This is a genomic window from Gluconobacter sp. OJA (assembly GCF_039638325.1).
GTDB lineage: Bacteria > Pseudomonadota > Alphaproteobacteria > Acetobacterales > Acetobacteraceae > Gluconobacter > Gluconobacter cerinus.
The window spans coordinates 546,342-562,653 of sequence record NZ_JBDIWI010000002.1 but is presented as its reverse complement, the minus strand read 5'-3'; the positions used below and the strand labels follow the sequence as shown (position 1 = coordinate 562,653).

Sequence of the window (16,312 nt, the reverse complement as noted above, 5' to 3'; positions counted from 1 at the left end):
CGCCATGCAGCAGGGCACCGGCGTCATCGACAATTTCCTTGCCATTTTCACCCAGTATATCGATTCCGGCTTCGGTCTGGTGCAGGGCGACGTTCACTGGCTTGCCGCAACCCTGATCACCATCGACATCACTCTGGCGGGGCTATTCTGGGCGCTGGCGCCGGACGAAGATGTGCTGGCGCGGCTGATCCGCAAGACCCTGTTCATCGGCATGTTCGCTTTCATCATCGGCAATTTCAACGGTCTGGCGAAGATCATCTATGAGTCCTTCGCAGGTCTCGGCATCGAGGCGGGCGGTGGGCGTCTCACCCAGGCGGAGCTTCTCCAGCCGGGTCGGCTGGCGCAGGTCGGTATCGACGCCGGCAAGCCGATCCTGACTTCGATTTCCTCGCTGGTCGGATTTGTCGCCGTGTTCAACAACGCAATCCAGATCGCGGTGCTGCTGATCGCCTGGTTGATCGTGGTCATCAGTTTCTTCGTCATGGCGATCCAGCTCTTCGTGGCGCTGATCGAGTTCAAGCTGACCACCCTGGCGGGGTTCGTGCTGGTGCCCTTCGGCCTGTTCGGCCGCACCGCCTTCCTCGCCGAGAAGGTGCTGGGCAACGTGGTGTCGTCCGGGATCAAGGTGCTGATGCTGGCTGTCATCGTCGGCATTGGTTCGACGGTGTTCGGCCAGTTCACCAGCGGCTCCAATAATCCGCCCACCATCAATGACGCGCTGACCCTGATTCTGGCTTCCCTGACGCTGCTCGGCCTGACCGTGTTCGGCCCGGCATTGGCCAACGGCCTGATCGCCGGTGGTCCGCAGCTGGGTGCCGGCTCCGCTGTCGCCACGGCGGCCGGGGTTGTCGGTGCCGGTGTGGCCGCTGCGTCCGGGGCCGGTCTTGCCGTAGGCGCTGCGGCGGCCGCTGTGCGTGGTGGCGCCTTTGTCGCCGGAGGTGCCACCGCCGCCTATCAGGCTGGCGGCGCGGCAGGCGTGGCCAAAACCGGACTGTCCGCCGCCACCAGCCCGTTGCGTCGGGCCATGGCCAGTGTCCGCACCAGTTATCAGGCCGGCGGGGCCGCTGCCACGGGCGGCGCGGGTGGTGTCACGGCCTCGGGCGGTGGCGGTGGAGCGGCGGCTGCTGGCAAGCCGCCGGCCTGGGCCAGCCGGATGCAGCGCAACAACCGGATCAGGGGTGGGGCGGACGCTGCTGCGCAGGCGATCAAGGGCGGCGACCGGCCCAGCGGGGGCCACGACGTCGATCTCTCGGAAGGAGAATAGCCATGTTCCGCCGTCCCAATGTGCGTTTCGGCAGGACGCCGGAGCCCGAGACGCCCTATCACAAGGCCGGACAGGTCTGGGACGACCGCATCGGCTCGGCCCGCGTCCAGGCCCGGAACTGGCGGCTGGCTTTCTTCGGCTGCCTGGCTTTGAGCGGCGGCCTGGCCGCCGGGCTGGTCTGGCAGTCGCTGCGCGGCACCATCACGCCGTGGGTGGTGCAGATCGACCATCTCGGTCAGGCGCAGGCCGTCGGTCCGGCAACCGCCGCCTATCGGCCGACCGATCCGCAGCTCGCCTGGTATCTGGCGCGCTTCATCTCCGAAGTGCGCGGCATCCCGGCTGATCCGGTGGTGCTGCGGCAGAACTGGCTCGACGCCTATAACTACGTCACCGATCGCGGCGCGCTGGCCCTGAATGATTATGCCCGCACCAGCGATCCCTTCAGTCGGCTCGGCAAGATGCAGGTGGCGGTCGAGATCGCCAGCGTCATCCGCGCTTCCGACGACAGCTTCCGGGTGGAATGGATCGAGCGCCGCTATGTCGACGGCGCGCTGGCCGCCACCGAGCGCTGGAGCGCGATCCTGACCATCGTCGTCACTACCCCAACCGATGCCGAACGGCTGCGCAAGAACCCGCTCGGCATCTACATCCATGCCCTCAACTGGTCCAGGGAACTCGGCTGATGCGCACCCTCAACATCATCGCGCCGCTCATGATCCTGCTGGCGCCCCTTGCAGCCTGCTCCTCGTGGAAGCCGCCTGCCATCAAATACGACGATACGCCCCGGCAGGCGGTTCTTACGCCTGACCCGCCCAAGCCGGTGCAGGTGGTGGCACTCCCCGAGCCCTTGCCGCTGCCGGGGCAACTCAAGCCGATCCCGTATCGGCATGCGGCCCCGGACCCGACGGATCCGCACCAGCGGGTCGAGCGCGCCAACAGCGCGGCGCGGATCCAGCCGACGCGGGCGGGGTATCTCAATGCGATCCAGGTCTATCCGTTCTCCGAGGGTGCGCTCTACCAGCTCTACGCGGCACCGGGCGAGATCACCGACATCGCGCTGCAGCCGAGCGAGAAGCTGGTCGGTTCGGGTCCGGTCGCCGCCGGCGATACCGTGCGCTGGATCATCGGCGATACAGAGAGCGGGGCAGGGGCGTCGAAACGGATTCATATCCTGCTCAAACCGACGTGCCCGGATCTGATCACCAATCTGGTCATCAATACCGACCGGCGCACCTACCATCTGGAGTTGCGCTCCGACGAGCGGACCTATATGGCCTCGGTGTCCTGGGACTATCCGCAGGACCAGATCGTTGCCCTGCGCGGGCAGGATCGGGATTCTGATTTTAGCACTCCGGTCGCGACGGGCGTCGATCTCGATGCGCTGAATTTCCGCTATCGAATCGAGGGCGACGAGGCGCCGTGGCGGCCGTTGCGGGCCTTCGATGACGGGCGGCAGGTGTTCATCGAATTTCCGACCGGGATCGCCCAGGGGGAGATGCCGCCCCTGTGGGTCATCGGCCCGCAGGGCGACGGTCAGTTGGTGAATTATCGGGTGCGCGGCAATCGGATGATCGTCGATCGCCTGTTTGCCGCCGCCGAATTGCGGCTGGGGGCGAAGCATCAGCAGGTGGTGCGCATCGTCCGCACCGACGGGACGCGGCGGTCATGAGCGGGAGTGCCGGAAATGGCGGCACCGAAACGCTCGGGGTCGCCGTCAGGCCACCCGGAGAGATGAGGCTGCGCATCGCGCGGCCGCCGGTCACGCGGCTGTCGCGCAAGGTGATCCTCGGCCTGTCCGTCATCGCCGTAGCAGGCGTCGGTGGCGCGCTCTATCTGGCGCTGAAGCCAGCGCCACCGAAGAGCAATGCCGAACTCTATAATACTGGAAGTCGCACCACGCCGGACGGGTTGGCCAATCTGCCGGGTGACTATAGCCATCCGCCGCGCCTCGGACCGCCGCTGCCTGGCGATCTTGGTGGGCCGTTGCTCAAGGCCGGCGTGGGGGCCTCCGGCATGGCGACACCGGCCACACCTGCCGATCCGGAGAAGCAGCGTATCGCCCAGGAGCAGGAAGCGGCGCGGGTCAGCCATCTGTTCACCCAGACGCAAATGGGGCGGGATGTCGCCACGCCCGCGACACCCGGTACGACTGCAGCCCAGTTCAGCGGCGCTCCTGCCGATCGCAAGCAGGCATTCCTCGACGGCCCGGTCGATCACCGCACCGTCAGCGCCGAGCGGTTGGTACCCGTTCCCAGTCCCTATGTGCTCCAGGCGGGATCGATCATTCCCGGTGCGCTGATTACCGGCATTCGCTCTGACTTGCCGGGCGAGGTTACAGCGCAGGTGACTGAGAACGTCTATGACTCTCCGACCGGGCATATCCTGCTGATCCCGCAGGGAGCGAAGCTGATCGGCCGCTATGATTCCCAGATTGCCTATGGCCAGACCCGCGTGCTGCTGGTCTGGACCCGGCTGATGCGCGGGGCCGGGGATTCGATCGTGCTAGAAAACGAGCCGGCCGCCGATACGGCGGGCTACGCTGGGTTGCAGGACCAGACCGACAACCATTGGGGCGAGGTATTCAAGGCCGCCCTGGTCTCGACCATTCTCAGCGTCGGTTCCGCGGCCGACATCAGTGGTGGCAACGGGATTGCACAGGCCCTGCGCACCGGCGGCTCGCAGGGCTTCAACCAGATCGGCGAGCAGATCGTCGGACGCTCGCTGAATATCCAGCCGACCAACATTATCCGGCCAGGCTTTCCGGTGCGGGTCATGGTGCGTCGTGACCTCGTGCTCACCCCCTATGGACAGGAGGTTTCCCGATGACCAAGCTCAGGCTTGGGCCGATCTCGGATGACAAACCGGTGCGGCTTACTGTCGAACTTCCCGCTGCCGTGCATCGCGATTTGGTGGACTATGCGCGGCTGCTGGCGCGCGAGAGCGGTCAGGCCGAGGTCGTCGCTGCTAAGCTGATCCCACCGATGCTTTCACGCTTCATGGAAGGGGATAGGGCGTTTTCCAGGGCCAGACGACTTCGAATCAGCGCTGCCGAACAAAATCGCGGATAAAAGCAACGAAACGGCCCGTAACCGCGTCTTGGCGATCGGCATCCCAGCCGAGGCGAATGGGCAGGTGGGCATCACTTTCCCGTAGCGGCCGGAAAATGACGCCCGGAAAGCCTCGTTCCGCTTGACTCTGGACGGCAAGTGTCACGCCATATCCTGCACTTACCAGCGCGAAGACGGATTGCTTTCCCGCAGGATGCGTTTCAATCGTCACATCCTTGCCGAGAATCTCCATATAATGGTCCCTTACACTATGATCGCGCCCCCAGTCCTGGATCAAGAAAGTCTCATTTCGCAATTGTCCCCGCGTGATACTCGGATATTGATGCAGAGAGTGTTCGCTCGACAGCGCCACCATCAAGTTCTCGCTGCAAAACGGGAGTGATTCAATCGCTCCGGATTTGGCAAAAGGCGTGGAAAAAATCACATCTACACGACGACGAAACAAGGCGGATCGAAGGTCTCGTGTTCCCATCTCGTAAAAAATCACTCTTATGTCTGGATGTTTCGACTTCCAAACCGATAATGCAAGCCTGAATTGGACGCCGACCGGAGGGAGTAGGGTACCGATCCGAACGACCCCGCGGCGACCTGTTCCAAGCATTTGGCATAAGGCTTTGACTTCATCCAGATCATCAAGCAGCGTGACGATTCTCCGAAACAATAAGTCACCGGCTGCCGTAAGGCGAACCCCGGCGTGGTTTCGCTCCAGTAAGGTAACACCAAACTCATCTTCGAGCTTGTCGATTGCACGCGTGAACGTGGAAACTCTCACACCATGGAGGCCGGCTGCCCGCGTCAGGCTGCCGGCCTCCACAGCCAGTTTGAAATATTCAAGATTTGCGCTGCGCATGACGTGAACGGGGACGTGCGAATATCTCTGCCCCACGAACAAGCAGAGTAATAAGTATGCAGAAGAGAAACGAGCCAACCCTCTGCCATGCTCGGTTGATCAGCGCTCTCATGTGGGCCAGCCGCCCCCCAAGGCTCTGAAGGAGCTAACCGCCGCGCGCCCCGCGTTCGCCCGGTTAAGGGCCAGTTGGTCCTGCGAGTCGAGAAGCTGCCGGTCAGCGTCGAGCACATCAGTCAAGGGGATGACACCCGCTTGGAAGGATTGTTGGGAAAGATCGCGTGCGCGGGTCAGCGAGGCGACTTCAGTCTGCAATTCGCCACTGCGCTGCTCCGTCTGTACCAGGGTCGTGAAGGAATTTTCTACATCTTCGGCCGCATGTAGGACCGTCAACCGGTAGCGCGCCAGGGCCTCGGTATTGGCGCCGCGGGCCTGCTGCACCTCGGCGTCGATCTTGCCGAAATCGAAGATCCGCCAGCGAATGGCGCCTGATCCGACAGCCTGGAATCCCGGTGCCGTAAATAGATGCTGAGGATTGATGCTCTGAAAGCCGAGGATGCCCGAAAGAGAGAGCTTGGGGTAATAGTCGCCGAGTGCCGCGCCTATCCTCGCATTTGATGCCGCCAGTCTGCGTTCAGCAGCCAGAATGTCCGGTCGGCGGCGCAGCACGTCCGTGGGTTTGTTGGTACCGCCGATGGCAGGGATGGCCGGAATTTCAGACGGCGTTCCCAGTTCGGCGGCATAGGTACCGGGCTGCACGCCCATTAGTACGTCGAGCCGATTGAGCTGCGCTTCGAGTGCGATGCGGAGCAGCGGCACGGTCTGGCGCGCCGATTGCAGTAACGCCTCGGCCTGGGCCAGTTCCCGCTCATTCGAAACGCCGCTTGTTCGCCGTTGACGCACCAGTTCCAGTAGATGGGCGTCCACTGTGATCTGTTTTTCCGCGACGGCCAGGCGGGCTTGGTCTCCGCGGATCTGGAAATAGGCGTCCGCCGCGTCAGCGGCGACCGTGATACGTTCCCCCACACGCTCCATTTGTGCGGCTTCCGCTTCGTCACGCGCGGCTTCCTGCCCACGTCGTAGGCCGCCGAACAGGTCGATTTCCCAGCTCGCAGCGCCACTTACGTCATAAGTGCGATAATCGCGGTGAAAGCTCGGTATGGAGCGAACGACATGGCCGATCAGCCCCTCCTGCGACAGCCGGTTCGCGGAGGCCTGCGGGTTGAAATCCAGAGTGGGCAGCAGGCGCGCCGTGGCCGCCTCAGCGGCACCTCGAGATTGGCGGACCCGCGCTATCGCGGCCGCGAGATCAAGGTTCTGGGTTAGGACACGCTGTTCTATGCGCAGCAGTTCGGGATCGTGAAATCCCTCCCACCATGTATCTAACGGTGGAGCCGAGGCGACTTGTCGCATGTCGACAGCGGCAGCACTGTGGAAGGACTGAAGATGCGCATCGGGTGCATGATAGTTTGGGCCGACCGCGCAGGCCGTTGTCATGAGCGCCATGGTCAAGGCTACTGCGGGAGCTAGTCCCCCGTACCTCATGCGATGACGCGGGAGATTGGCGTTCAGCTTGGATGCGGGAAGCGAAAGGTTCATGGTGGTCAACTTTCGATCCGCCCGGACACGCGACGTCCTGGCGTTGTCGAGTGACCGATATACACATACGTCACTCGTTGTCAATTTATAACCGACGTTCTATCTAGGAGGCGGATTTCAGTCGGGAGAAACAGGATGCGCGCGCCTCGTAGCGGACAACGCGGCCCGGTCGATCATGAACGCCGGGATCAGATCATGACGGCGGCCATCGAACATTTTGGGCACTACGGATATAAGAAGACCACGATGGCCGATCTGGCCGATGCCATCGGTCTGTCGAAAGCCTATATCTACAAATTTTTCGACTCGAAGAAGGCAATCGGCGAAGCGATCTGCGCGCTCCAGCACGGCAAGATGCACGCGGATCTCCAGGCGATCATTGAGGATAACAAGTCGGCATCCGACAGAATGCGCCGGGTTTTCCTTGCGCTGGCGCGCAATACCGTCGCGCTGTTTTCTCATGAGCGTAAACTGCACGACATCGTCTATTCGGCAGTGGAGGAAGAGTGGGCGTCCTCCAAGAACTTTGTCGAGGCATTGCGTGGCATGGTGGAGCGTTTGATCCACGAAGGTCGCGAGGGCGGCGAGTTCGAGCGCAAGACGCCCGTTGACGAGACCTGTCACGCCATCATGCTGGTCCTGCAGTCGATCTATCACCCTCTCCTGCTCGAACAGCACATGGACACGCTGGACGATGATGCGGGGACGCTGGCCAGTCTCGTCCTGAGAAGCCTCGCGCCGTGAATTTAGCATGGGGCTTTATGTGACCAATTGACAATACGGTCACTCGTGTACAATTTGGGCTTCCAAACCCGTTGGGAGCCCGAACATGGCTGGAACACGCCTATCCCTTCTTGCAGCGGCCGGCATCTGCACCGTTTTCGGGCTGTCGGCCTGCAAGCCCAAAGACGATCCTGATCCCCGCACGGCCGATCGTATTGTGGAGACGGTGCGGATCGAATCCGCAGCGACTGCCGAGCATGTCTATACGGGGGTCGTAGCGGCCCGCGTCCAAAGCGATCTCGGCTTTCGCGTGTCCGGCAAGATCGTCGAACGCCTGGTCGACACGGGACAGACTGTGTCCAAGGGACAGGTGCTGATGCGCCTGGACCCGACGGATTACCTCCATGCCGTGACGACGCAGATCGGCAGCGTTGCATCATTGCACGCCCGCTGGGTCCAGGCCGCGGCGGATGAGCGTCGCTATCGCGGCCTTGTCGCGACCGGTGCGGTGGCAGCCTCGGCCTACGATCAGGTGAAGGCCGCAGCGGACAGCGCCCGCGCGCAACTGGACGCGGCGATCGCGCAGGAGAAGATCGCCCGCAACCAGGACGATTATTCCCTGCTGCGGGCGGATGAAGACGGTGTCGTCGTCCAGACCCTGGCGGAACCGGGGCATGTCGTCGCGGCCGGCCAGGCCGTGATCGTGCTGGCACATGCCGGCCCGCGCGAGGCCGCAATCGACCTGCCGGAAGGGGTGCGTCCGATCCTGCATTCCGCGGCGGAAGCCGAACTGTATGGCGCGGGTTCCCGTGTGTCCGCGCATCTGCGGCAATTGTCCGACGCCGCCGACCCGCGTACCCGCACGTTCGAGGCCCGTTACGTCATGGACGGGCCAGGCGCGGACGCGCCGCTGGGGGCGACGGTGCGTGTCCACCTGCCGGAAGCCAGCGACGATCATCCGACCGCGCTCGTCGTGCCGTTGGGCGCCGTCGATGACGAGGGCAAGGGGCCCGGCGTCTGGAGCGTGGATGGCCGGGCATCGACGGTCAGCTTTCATCCGGTACAGATCGCACATATCGGCGAGGATACGGCGACGGTTGTCCCCGGTGCGGATCTTCGCCCGGGCATGCTGATCGCGGCGGCCGGCGGTCACGAGTTGCATGTCGGCGAGCGTGTCCAGATCGCCTCGACAAAGGTCGCGATGCAATGAGCGGATTCAACCTGTCCGCCCTCGCGGTGCGCGAGCGCGGGATCACATTGTTCCTGATCGTGGCACTGGCTTTGTCTGGCGCCTACGCGTTCTTCAGTCTCGGCCGTGCCGAGGACCCCGCATTCACCGTCAAAACCCTGACGGCGACCGCTGTCTGGCCGGGCGCCACGGCGCAGGAAATGCAGGATCTGGTGGCCGATCCTCTGGAAAAGCGGGTGCAGGAACTGCAATGGTACGACCGGGTGGAAACATTGACCCGGCCGGGCCTGGCGCTGATGATGGTCACGCTCAAGGACAACACCCCGCCTGCGGCCGTTCCCGAGCAATTCTACCAGACGCGCAAGAAGCTGTACGACACCATGCCCCTTCTGCCGAAGGGCGTGCAGGGACCGTTCGTCAATGACGAATATTCCGATGTCGATTTCGCGGTCTATGCGTTGGACGGTCATGGATTGCCCGAACGCCTGCTGGTCCGGCAGGCGGAAACGGTGCGCCAGCGCCTGCTGCATGTGCCGGGCGTGCGCAAGGTTGATATTATCGGCGAACGGCCGGAACAGATCTTCGTCAATTTTTCCAATGCCAGACTGCTCACGCTCGGGATCGGCGCCCAGGAGGTGTTCGCGGCACTTCAGCGTCAGAATGCGGTGACGGCCGCGGGTTCGATCGATACGCGCGGCCCGCAGGTCTTCGTGCGGCTGGATGGCGCGCTGGACGACCTGGAGAAAATTCGCGACATCCCCATCGCGGCGGGCGGCAGGACTTTCAAGATCTCGGACATCGCGACAGTGGAGCGGGGGTATGAGGACCCACCGACCTACCTTGTCCGGCATGCCGGGGCCCAGACTCTGGTGCTGAACGTCGTGATGCAGGATCACTGGAACGGGCTGAAGCTCGGCCAGTCCCTGGCTGCAGCGGAGAAGACGCTGGGGGCGGGGCTGCCCGCCGGCGTCACGCTGACGAAAATCGTCGACCAGGCCGGCATCATTCATGCCGCCGTCGGCGAGTTCATGCTGAAGTTTTTCGTGGCCCTCGCGGTGGTGATGGTCGTCAGCTTGGTAAGTCTGGGCTGGCGGGTCGGCATCGTCGTCGCGGCCGCCGTGCCGCTGACGCTGTCGATCGTCATGGTCATCATGCTGGTGACCGGTCGGGCGCTGGACCGCATCACGCTGGGGGCGTTGATCATCTCGCTGGGTCTTCTGGTCGATGACGCGATCATCGCGATTGAGATGATGGTGGTGAAGCTGGAGGAAGGGTACGAGCGCACGAAGGCCGCCGCCTATGCCTGGAGCCACACGGCGGCTCCGATGCTGGCCGGCACGCTGGTCACGATCATCGGTTTTACCCCGGTCGGCTTCGCGCGCTCGACCGCCGGCGAGTATGCCGGCAACATTTTCTGGATCGTCGGCTATGCGCTGCTGACCTCCTGGTTCGTGGCCGTGGTGTTCACGCCCTATCTCGGTGTCAAGCTGTTGCCGGACATCAAGCGGATCGACGGCGCCTACGAACATATCTACGCCACGCCCAATTACCGTCGCTTCCGGCGTCTGGTCGTGTGGGTCGTGCGCCGCAAGTTCATGGTCGCGGGGGCGGTGCTGGCGTTGTTCCTGCTGGCCTTCGTCGGGATGGGTTCTGTCCGGCAACAATTCTTCCCCAGTTCGGACCGCCCGGAACTGCTGGCTGAGGTGCAGATGCCGGAGGGCACCAGCATCGAAGCCACCACGCGGGTCACGGCCCGTGTGGAGGCCTGGTTGAAGACGCAGCCCGAGGCGAGGATCGTCACCAGCTATGTGGGCGCCGGCGCGCCGCGTTTCTTCCTGGCGTACAACCCCGAGCTGCCCGACCCTTCCTTCGCGAAGATCGTCGTCCTGACACCGAGTGCCCAGGACCGCGACCGCCTGCGCGATCGCATGCGCCAGGCCGTGGCCCAGGGGATGGCGCCTGATGCCCGGATCCGCGTGACGCAGTTCGTCTTCGGCCCCTACACCCATTTCCCGGTCATGTTCCGTGTCATGGGACCGGATGCGGATCGGGTGCGCGATATCGCGGCCCAGGTCGGCACGATCATGCGGAACAATCCGCATACGCGGCAGGTCAATGCCGACTGGGGCGAGCGCGTACAGACGGCGCATTTCGTGCTGGACCAGGCGCGGCTGCAACTGATCGGCCTGTCCCCCCAGGAAGCATCCGAACAGATCCAGTTCCTGCTACTGGGCGTGCCGGTCACGCAGGTTCGCGAGGACGTCCGGACCGTCGATCTCGTGGTTCGCAGCGCGGGACCCGATCGTCTGGACCCGGCGAAGCTGGGTGACATGACCATCAGCAACCGCACGGGCCAATTGATACCGCTCAGCCAGATCGGTCATGTCGAGATCCGTGCCGAAGACCCTATCCTGCGTCGGCGCGACCGGATCCCGACGATCACGGTACAGAGCGATATCGACGAAAACCTGCAGCCGCCGCAGGTCACGGCGGAAATCGATCAGGCTTTGGCGCCGGTCCGCGCGACGCTGCCCCCCGGCTATCGCATCGAAGCCGGGGGCAACGCGGAAGAATCCGGAAAGGCAAACAAGGCCCTGGTGCCGATCTTTCCGGTGATGGTCCTGCTGACCCTGATCGTCCTGGTGTTCGAGACCCGGTCCATCTCCGGCATGTTCATGGTGTTCCTGACGGCCCCGCTGGGGCTGATCGGAACTGTTCCGACCCTGCTGATCTTTCATCAGCCGTTCGGCTTCAATGCGATCCTGGGATTGATCGGCCTGTCGGGCATCCTGATGCGCAACACGCTGATCCTGATCGGACAGATCAAGGTCAATCAGGCAGCGGGGCTCGATCCGTTCCATTCGGTGGTCGAGGCGACCGTGCAGCGGGCCCGCCCGGTCATCCTGACGGCCCTGGCGGCCGTGCTGGCCTTCATCCCGCTGACGGAATCGGTGTTCTGGGGATCGCTGGCCTATACGCTGATCGGTGGCACGGCGGCTGGCACCGGCCTGATCCTGATGTTCCTGCCGGCACTCTATGCGATCTGGTATCGCATAAAGCCGACGAACGAGCCTGACGACGGCGAGCCGGAGGTGGCGAAGGATTTCACGGGGGCTTCCAAAGAGTAAGGAGCGCCTTCAGCGCTCCCTACGTCCCGAAAACAAAGATACGGACGCGTCGAAGATGCAACTCGATCGGCTAACCCCGGGTATGTTGATCCCGTTTGGAGGGGATCGTGCCGTCAGCGTACCGGCCGGCCTGGCGAATGAATTTCGGGCCGGCGACATGCTGGTCGTATGCCAGACCGACGGGGCGTTGCTTCATATACCGGCGGATATTCGCAACGCAGTGCGCGACGATATTTCTGCGTCTTCGATGGCCTTCAAGGCGTTGGCGGCCAGATCGGACATACAGATTGTCGCGTTTTTCGAGGCGTTCGCGGATCTGCTGGAAGATGACGCGGTCTGGTCCAGAATCGTCGAGGCAAACGCGCGTGATGTCGCCAAAGCCCGTGCGACCGGCCGATCGACCGGGCGACTAGGATTAGGGCCATCGGCGCGCGACGGGATGATACGTGGCTTGCGCATCTGGGCCGCGTCCGAAGGGTATCGTCATGCCGATATCGACGTACGACAGCATGACGGCTGGACGGTATCCGTCAGCAGGGCACCGGTCGGTATCGTCGGCTTTATCTTCGAAGGGCGTCCCAATGTGCTGGTGGACGCCACGGGCGTTCTGCGCAACGGCAATACGGCATTGATCAGGATCGGGCGGGATGCTTCCGAGACCGCGCGATGCATGATGGATCATGCCATTCGACCCGCGTTGTCCCGCAGCGGGTTACCCGACGACGCCGTCAGGCTGATCGCGCGTCAGGAAAGGGCAGGGGCCTGGGCGATGCTCTCCGACCGGCGATTGGGGGTGGCTGTCGTGCGCGGTTCCGGTCCTGCGGTAGCGCAACTGGGTGACGTTGCGCGCCAGTGCGGCGTGGCGATCAGTCTGCACGGAACCGGCGGCGCGTGGCTGGTCGCCGATGCGCATGCGGACAGAGCGCGCTTTATCTCGGCCGTCGCCGCTTCGCTGGACCGGAAAGTGTGCAACACGCTGAATGTCTGTTGCATCGACAGGGCGCGTGTCGCCGATCTGGTTCCCGCCTTGCTTGAGGGCATGGAACGGGCCGCGTCGCCGATCGGAGGCTTTCGCATCCATGTTCTGGAGGGATCGGAAGATTATCTTCCTGCTTCTCTCTTTTCCACCGTGGTCATAACCACGCGGGAGGGCCGGGTCGTCGATGAGCCGGTCGCGACCATGTTGCCCCATGCGCGCTTGTCGACAGAGTGGGCGTGGGACGAAACGCCTGAAATTTCGTTCGTCGTCGTCGACGGCCTGGAAGAGGCCATCGCTCTGTTTGACCAGCACAGTCCCCGCTTCGTCGCATCCCTGATCAGCGAGGACAGGACTGCGCAGAATCGCTTTTTCGATGCGGTGAACGCACCATTCGTCGGCAATGGATTTACTCGTTGGGCCGATGGCCACTATGCCCTCGACAAGCCCGAACTCGGGCTGTCGAACTGGGAACAGGGGCGTCCGCTGGGGCGCGGAGCGATCATGTCGGGAGACGATATTTTCTCGGTCCGATACCGAATGGAACAGGACGATATCGATCTGCACCGCTGAGCGTGGCAGTCGCTTCACGGTGGTCTTTATGTGTCAGACGGTGTCCTGTTTCGCGGCAACACGCCACAGGCGACGGGACAGCATCGGCACACCGCAGATTGGGGCAAAAACGATATAGGATGCCGCCACGACCGCTGACAGGCCCACCATTCCGGCGTGGAGGACATGCACGGCAACGATCCCACCGCCCGCCGCCAGGAGCGTCCGCATGGTATAGGCGAGGAAAGGCCACAGGGCATGGCCTGCGCCCTGGGCGGCGAAGGCAAACACGAAACCCGCCGCCATGAAGCCGTATGTGGGCGCCACCATGGTCAGATAGGCCGTGGCGATTATCGTGACGGGCGCCTGTCCGGTGAACAGGCCACTCCAGAGTGTGGGGGCCAAGGCGACGGCCAGCCCGACGATTTCCGCGAAGGCGCCGCCCACGCTTGCGCCGATCAAGGCAATCCTTCGCGCGCGAGCGGCCTGTCCCGCGCCTACCGCGATCCCGACCATGGTCAGCACGGCCGAGGACAGGCCGAACAGGATCGGGATCATCACGTAATCGAGCCGGGAGGCGATGCCATATCCCGCAATGGCATCGACGCCAAGGCCGCCAACCGCACCGGTCAAGATGATGACGGTCAGATTCGTCTGTACCGTATTCAGCGCCGTGGGGATGCCCACTTTCAGGATATCCGCGAACAGGCGCCATTCGAGGGGTGCCATCCGCAGTTTCAAGCCCGATCGGCCCGAGGCCATGTAGCGTAACAGGACGATCAGCGCGCAGACGTAATAGAGCACGAACGCGAGTCCTGCGCCTCCGACGCCGAGACGCGGGATCGGCCCGAAGCCGAAAATCAGGGCGGGAGAAGCCGGGATCATGATCGCGGCCCCGACCAGGGTCACCAATGCGGGTACCCTTACGTTCCCCGCCCCGCGCAAGGCGGCGGATAGCAGGTTGACGATCCAGATGGCGACGGCGCCGCCGAAAACGGTATTCGAGTATGATAGTGCCGCGCGCAGGGACAGGCCGTTCCCGCCCAAAGCGGCATAGAGCGCTGGACCGCCCCAGAGCAGTCCGGCGGTAAAAACGGTGCCGGCGATCGTGGCCAACACGATGGTATGCAGCACCAGCGCGTCGGCGTCGTGCTGCCGCCCGGCGCCGATCGCCCGCGCGAGCGCCGACGCCACCCCGCTGCCCAGGCCACCGTTCGACATGGTGACCATCAGCATATAGACGGGAAAAACCAGTGCCACGCCAGCCAGCGCCTCGGTCCCCAGGGCACCGACATAGTAGGTTTCGGCCACCCCGACCGCCGTCTGGGCCAGGAGTACGGCGATCGTCGGCAGCGCAAGCCGCATCAATGTTCCGACGATCGGTCCGGTCAGGATGGCGTCGCGAGTCCGCGCCTTGCGATCCGCCACGCGAGGCTCGCTGATCGGGGTGATGTCGACGAGATCGACGATTCTCTCGTTGGTGCTCTCCGACATCGCGGTCGTCTTACGTTTCGGCGCGGAAAATCGGGGCGCCGGCAGGCGCGCCGATCGTGCCGCCATCGACGACGATCTCGGTGCCGGTGACGTGCCGCGCCTCGTCGGAGGCCAGGAACAGCACCGCGTTGGCGATATCCACGGCCTCGCCGAGATGGCCCAGCGGAATACCGCGTGAATAGACGGCTTCCAGCTTTTCCAGCTCTTCGGGCGTCGCGGCGAATGTCCGCCAGATCGGCGTGCGGGTGGCACCCGGCACCACATTGTTCACCCGGATGCCACGGGGCGCGAATTCCGATGCCAGCACCCGGTTCATCGCGCCGATGCCGCCCTTGCTGGCTGCATAGGCCGAGGCACCTGGAATGCCCAATACCTGGTGTACCGACCCGTTGAGGATGATCGATCCACCCTCCTTCAGGTGAGGCGAGGCCGCTTGCACGGTGAAGAAGACGGCGGTCAGGTTGGTCGCGAGGACCTGTTCGAACTGTGCCCGGCTGGTGGCACCGACAGGTGTATTGCCTGCGATACCGGCATTGAGGAACAGGATATCGAGCGCGCCGAACCGCTCGATCGTGGCGGTGACCGCACGCTCGGCCGCGCCGTCCTCGGTCAGGTCGGCCTGTATCGCCAGCGCATTCGGCCCCAGCTTCGCTACCGCCGCGTCGAGTGTCTTCTGGTCGCGGCCCGTGATCGCGACGCGGGCCCCTTCCTCAACGAAACGCTCGGCCGTCGCGAGGCCGATGCCACTGTTGCCACCCGTGATCAGGGCGATCTTGTCACGTAGTCTCATGGTCTGTGTCTCCAATTGGATTACGATCATAATGTATAATTACGATTGTAATGCAATAGGTGCGGCCGTAAATTTCGAGCGGCAGGGACGAGAGGGACGGATGCGCTATCAAAAAGGTCATCGGGAGGAAACGCGCCGGCATATCATCGACGTGGCGGGCCGGCGCTTTCGCCAGGATGGGATCGCGGCCGCCGGCGTTGCTGGGCTGATGGCGGATGCCGGCCTGACCAACGGCGCGTTCTACACACATTTCGAGTCGAAAGAGGATCTGGTCCGCCAGACACTGGACACGATGCGCGCGAATGCCGGCGGTGCCACCGTGCAGGCGATCCGCGACGGCGCGCCGCCCGAAATCTGGTTGCGCCGCTATCTCAGCCCGTCTCATCGCGACAATCCGGGTGGGGGGTGTGTTGCGGCCGCGCTATCGGCCGAAATCGCCCGACATCCGGAAGAAACGCGCGATGCCTTCCGTGCCGCGTGCGAGGAATTCGTCGGGCAGATCGCGGACAGCCTGCCTGCCGGTACGCCAGAGATACGGCGGGCGACCGCACAGGCGCTCTATGGGTTGATGATCGGCACGCTGCAACTGGCGCGCGTGATCGGGCCGGGGAATGAGTCCGATGCGATCCTGGAAAACGGCGTCCGGGCCGGGTTGCTGATGATCGGCGGCTAGGGGCGGCGG

14 protein-coding genes are annotated in these 16,312 nt (G+C 63.8%); 10 read left to right on the top strand and 4 right to left on the bottom strand.

Going from position 1 to position 16,312, the window contains the following annotated elements; genetic code table 11:
• Window positions 1-4: 4 nt before the first annotated feature.
• From trbL to ABDK75_RS12930, 5 genes are read left to right on the top strand one after another with little or no spacing between them, the layout of a single operon-like run.
• Entirely contained in the window at window positions 5-1,264 is a 1,260-nt protein-coding gene (gene trbL / locus ABDK75_RS12950) for a P-type conjugative transfer protein TrbL (protein WP_346006090.1), read from the top strand.
• 2 nt (window positions 1,265-1,266) lie between these two features.
• Window positions 1,267-1,947: a conjugal transfer protein TrbF gene (trbF, locus tag ABDK75_RS12945; protein WP_346006089.1), complete on the top strand. Its 681-nt coding sequence runs from the start codon at window positions 1,267-1,269 to the stop codon at window positions 1,945-1,947.
• Window positions 1,947-2,933, top strand: a complete 987-nt coding sequence (gene trbG / locus ABDK75_RS12940; protein WP_346006088.1) for a P-type conjugative transfer protein TrbG — start codon at window positions 1,947-1,949, stop codon at window positions 2,931-2,933. The genes trbF and trbG overlap by 1 nt, the downstream gene beginning before the upstream one ends.
• On the top strand, window positions 2,930-4,090 hold the full coding sequence (locus ABDK75_RS12935; RefSeq protein ID WP_408874436.1) for a TrbI/VirB10 family protein: 1,161 nt from the start codon (window positions 2,930-2,932) through the stop codon (window positions 4,088-4,090). Before trbG ends, ABDK75_RS12935 begins: the two co-directional genes overlap by 4 nt.
• Window positions 4,087-4,332 (top strand): DUF2274 domain-containing protein, encoded by a 246-nt coding sequence (locus tag ABDK75_RS12930; protein ID WP_346006086.1) that lies wholly within the window; start codon window positions 4,087-4,089, stop codon window positions 4,330-4,332. The genes ABDK75_RS12935 and ABDK75_RS12930 overlap by 4 nt, the downstream gene beginning before the upstream one ends.
• On the opposite strand, the gene ABDK75_RS12925 is transcribed toward ABDK75_RS12930, so the two are convergent.
• Both ABDK75_RS12925 and ABDK75_RS12920 read right to left on the bottom strand, forming a co-directional pair.
• On the bottom strand, window positions 4,304-5,182 hold the full coding sequence (locus ABDK75_RS12925; protein WP_346006085.1) for a LysR family transcriptional regulator: 879 nt from the start codon (window positions 5,180-5,182) through the stop codon (window positions 4,304-4,306). The genes ABDK75_RS12930 and ABDK75_RS12925 overlap by 29 nt on opposite strands.
• A gap of 108 nt (window positions 5,183-5,290) precedes the next feature.
• The gene (locus ABDK75_RS12920; RefSeq protein ID WP_346006187.1) at window positions 5,291-6,778 is read right to left on the bottom strand and encodes an efflux transporter outer membrane subunit; all 1,488 of its coding nucleotides are present in this window, start codon (window positions 6,776-6,778) and stop codon (window positions 5,291-5,293) included.
• A gap of 135 nt (window positions 6,779-6,913) precedes the next feature.
• On the opposite strand from ABDK75_RS12920, the gene ABDK75_RS12915 reads away from it, so the two are divergent.
• From ABDK75_RS12915 to ABDK75_RS12900, 4 genes are all read left to right on the top strand, one after another.
• Window positions 6,914-7,522 (top strand): TetR/AcrR family transcriptional regulator, encoded by a 609-nt coding sequence (locus ABDK75_RS12915; protein WP_346006084.1) that lies wholly within the window; start codon window positions 6,914-6,916, stop codon window positions 7,520-7,522.
• Window positions 7,523-7,607: 85 nt separating this feature from the next.
• Window positions 7,608-8,711 carry an efflux RND transporter periplasmic adaptor subunit gene (locus ABDK75_RS12910; protein ID WP_346006083.1) on the top strand — a complete coding sequence of 368 codons (1,104 nt, stop codon included), beginning with the start codon at window positions 7,608-7,610 and terminating at the stop codon, window positions 8,709-8,711.
• Complete coding sequence (locus ABDK75_RS12905) at window positions 8,708-11,818, top strand: efflux RND transporter permease subunit (RefSeq protein WP_346006082.1); 3,111 nt, start codon at window positions 8,708-8,710, stop codon at window positions 11,816-11,818. Before ABDK75_RS12910 ends, ABDK75_RS12905 begins: the two co-directional genes overlap by 4 nt.
• Before the next feature lie 55 nt (window positions 11,819-11,873).
• Window positions 11,874-13,367, top strand: a complete 1,494-nt coding sequence (locus ABDK75_RS12900) for a hypothetical protein (RefSeq protein WP_346006081.1) — start codon at window positions 11,874-11,876, stop codon at window positions 13,365-13,367.
• Between the two features lie 33 nt (window positions 13,368-13,400).
• Here ABDK75_RS12900 and ABDK75_RS12895 read toward each other — a convergent pair whose 3' ends face one another.
• Window positions 13,401-14,840: an MATE family efflux transporter gene (locus ABDK75_RS12895; RefSeq protein WP_346006080.1), complete on the bottom strand. Its 1,440-nt coding sequence runs from the start codon at window positions 14,838-14,840 to the stop codon at window positions 13,401-13,403.
• Window positions 14,841-14,850: 10 nt separating this feature from the next.
• Window positions 14,851-15,630, bottom strand: a complete 780-nt coding sequence (locus ABDK75_RS12890) for a glucose 1-dehydrogenase (RefSeq protein ID WP_346006079.1) — start codon at window positions 15,628-15,630, stop codon at window positions 14,851-14,853.
• A 100-nt stretch (window positions 15,631-15,730) separates the two neighbouring features.
• Here ABDK75_RS12890 and ABDK75_RS12885 point away from each other — a divergent pair, with 100 nt between their 5' ends.
• On the top strand, window positions 15,731-16,303 hold the full coding sequence (locus ABDK75_RS12885) for a TetR/AcrR family transcriptional regulator (protein WP_346006078.1): 573 nt from the start codon (window positions 15,731-15,733) through the stop codon (window positions 16,301-16,303).
• The last annotated feature ends 9 nt before the right edge of the window (window positions 16,304-16,312 follow it).

Excerpts from the sequence above, each read along its gene's own strand:
- ABDK75_RS12895 (WP_346006080.1), bottom strand. The coding sequence starts at position 14,840 with ATGTCGGAGAGCACCAACGAGAGAATCGTCGATCTCGTCGACATCACC.
- ABDK75_RS12935 (WP_408874436.1), top strand. The coding sequence starts at position 2,930 with ATGAGCGGGAGTGCCGGAAATGGCGGCACCGAAACGCTCGGGGTCGCC.
- trbF (WP_346006089.1), top strand. The coding sequence starts at position 1,267 with ATGTTCCGCCGTCCCAATGTGCGTTTCGGCAGGACGCCGGAGCCCGAG.
- trbG (WP_346006088.1), top strand. The coding sequence starts at position 1,947 with ATGCGCACCCTCAACATCATCGCGCCGCTCATGATCCTGCTGGCGCCC.
- ABDK75_RS12905 (WP_346006082.1), top strand. The coding sequence starts at position 8,708 with ATGAGCGGATTCAACCTGTCCGCCCTCGCGGTGCGCGAGCGCGGGATC.
- ABDK75_RS12925 (WP_346006085.1), bottom strand. The coding sequence starts at position 5,182 with ATGCGCAGCGCAAATCTTGAATATTTCAAACTGGCTGTGGAGGCCGGC.
- ABDK75_RS12890 (WP_346006079.1), bottom strand. The coding sequence starts at position 15,630 with ATGAGACTACGTGACAAGATCGCCCTGATCACGGGTGGCAACAGTGGC.
- ABDK75_RS12900 (WP_346006081.1), top strand. The coding sequence starts at position 11,874 with ATGCAACTCGATCGGCTAACCCCGGGTATGTTGATCCCGTTTGGAGGG.
- trbL (WP_346006090.1), top strand. The coding sequence starts at position 5 with ATGCAGCAGGGCACCGGCGTCATCGACAATTTCCTTGCCATTTTCACC.
- ABDK75_RS12930 (WP_346006086.1), top strand. The coding sequence starts at position 4,087 with ATGACCAAGCTCAGGCTTGGGCCGATCTCGGATGACAAACCGGTGCGG.
- ABDK75_RS12920 (WP_346006187.1), bottom strand. The coding sequence starts at position 6,778 with ATGAACCTTTCGCTTCCCGCATCCAAGCTGAACGCCAATCTCCCGCGT.
- ABDK75_RS12915 (WP_346006084.1), top strand. The coding sequence starts at position 6,914 with ATGCGCGCGCCTCGTAGCGGACAACGCGGCCCGGTCGATCATGAACGC.
- ABDK75_RS12885 (WP_346006078.1), top strand. The coding sequence starts at position 15,731 with ATGCGCTATCAAAAAGGTCATCGGGAGGAAACGCGCCGGCATATCATC.
- ABDK75_RS12910 (WP_346006083.1), top strand. The coding sequence starts at position 7,608 with ATGGCTGGAACACGCCTATCCCTTCTTGCAGCGGCCGGCATCTGCACC.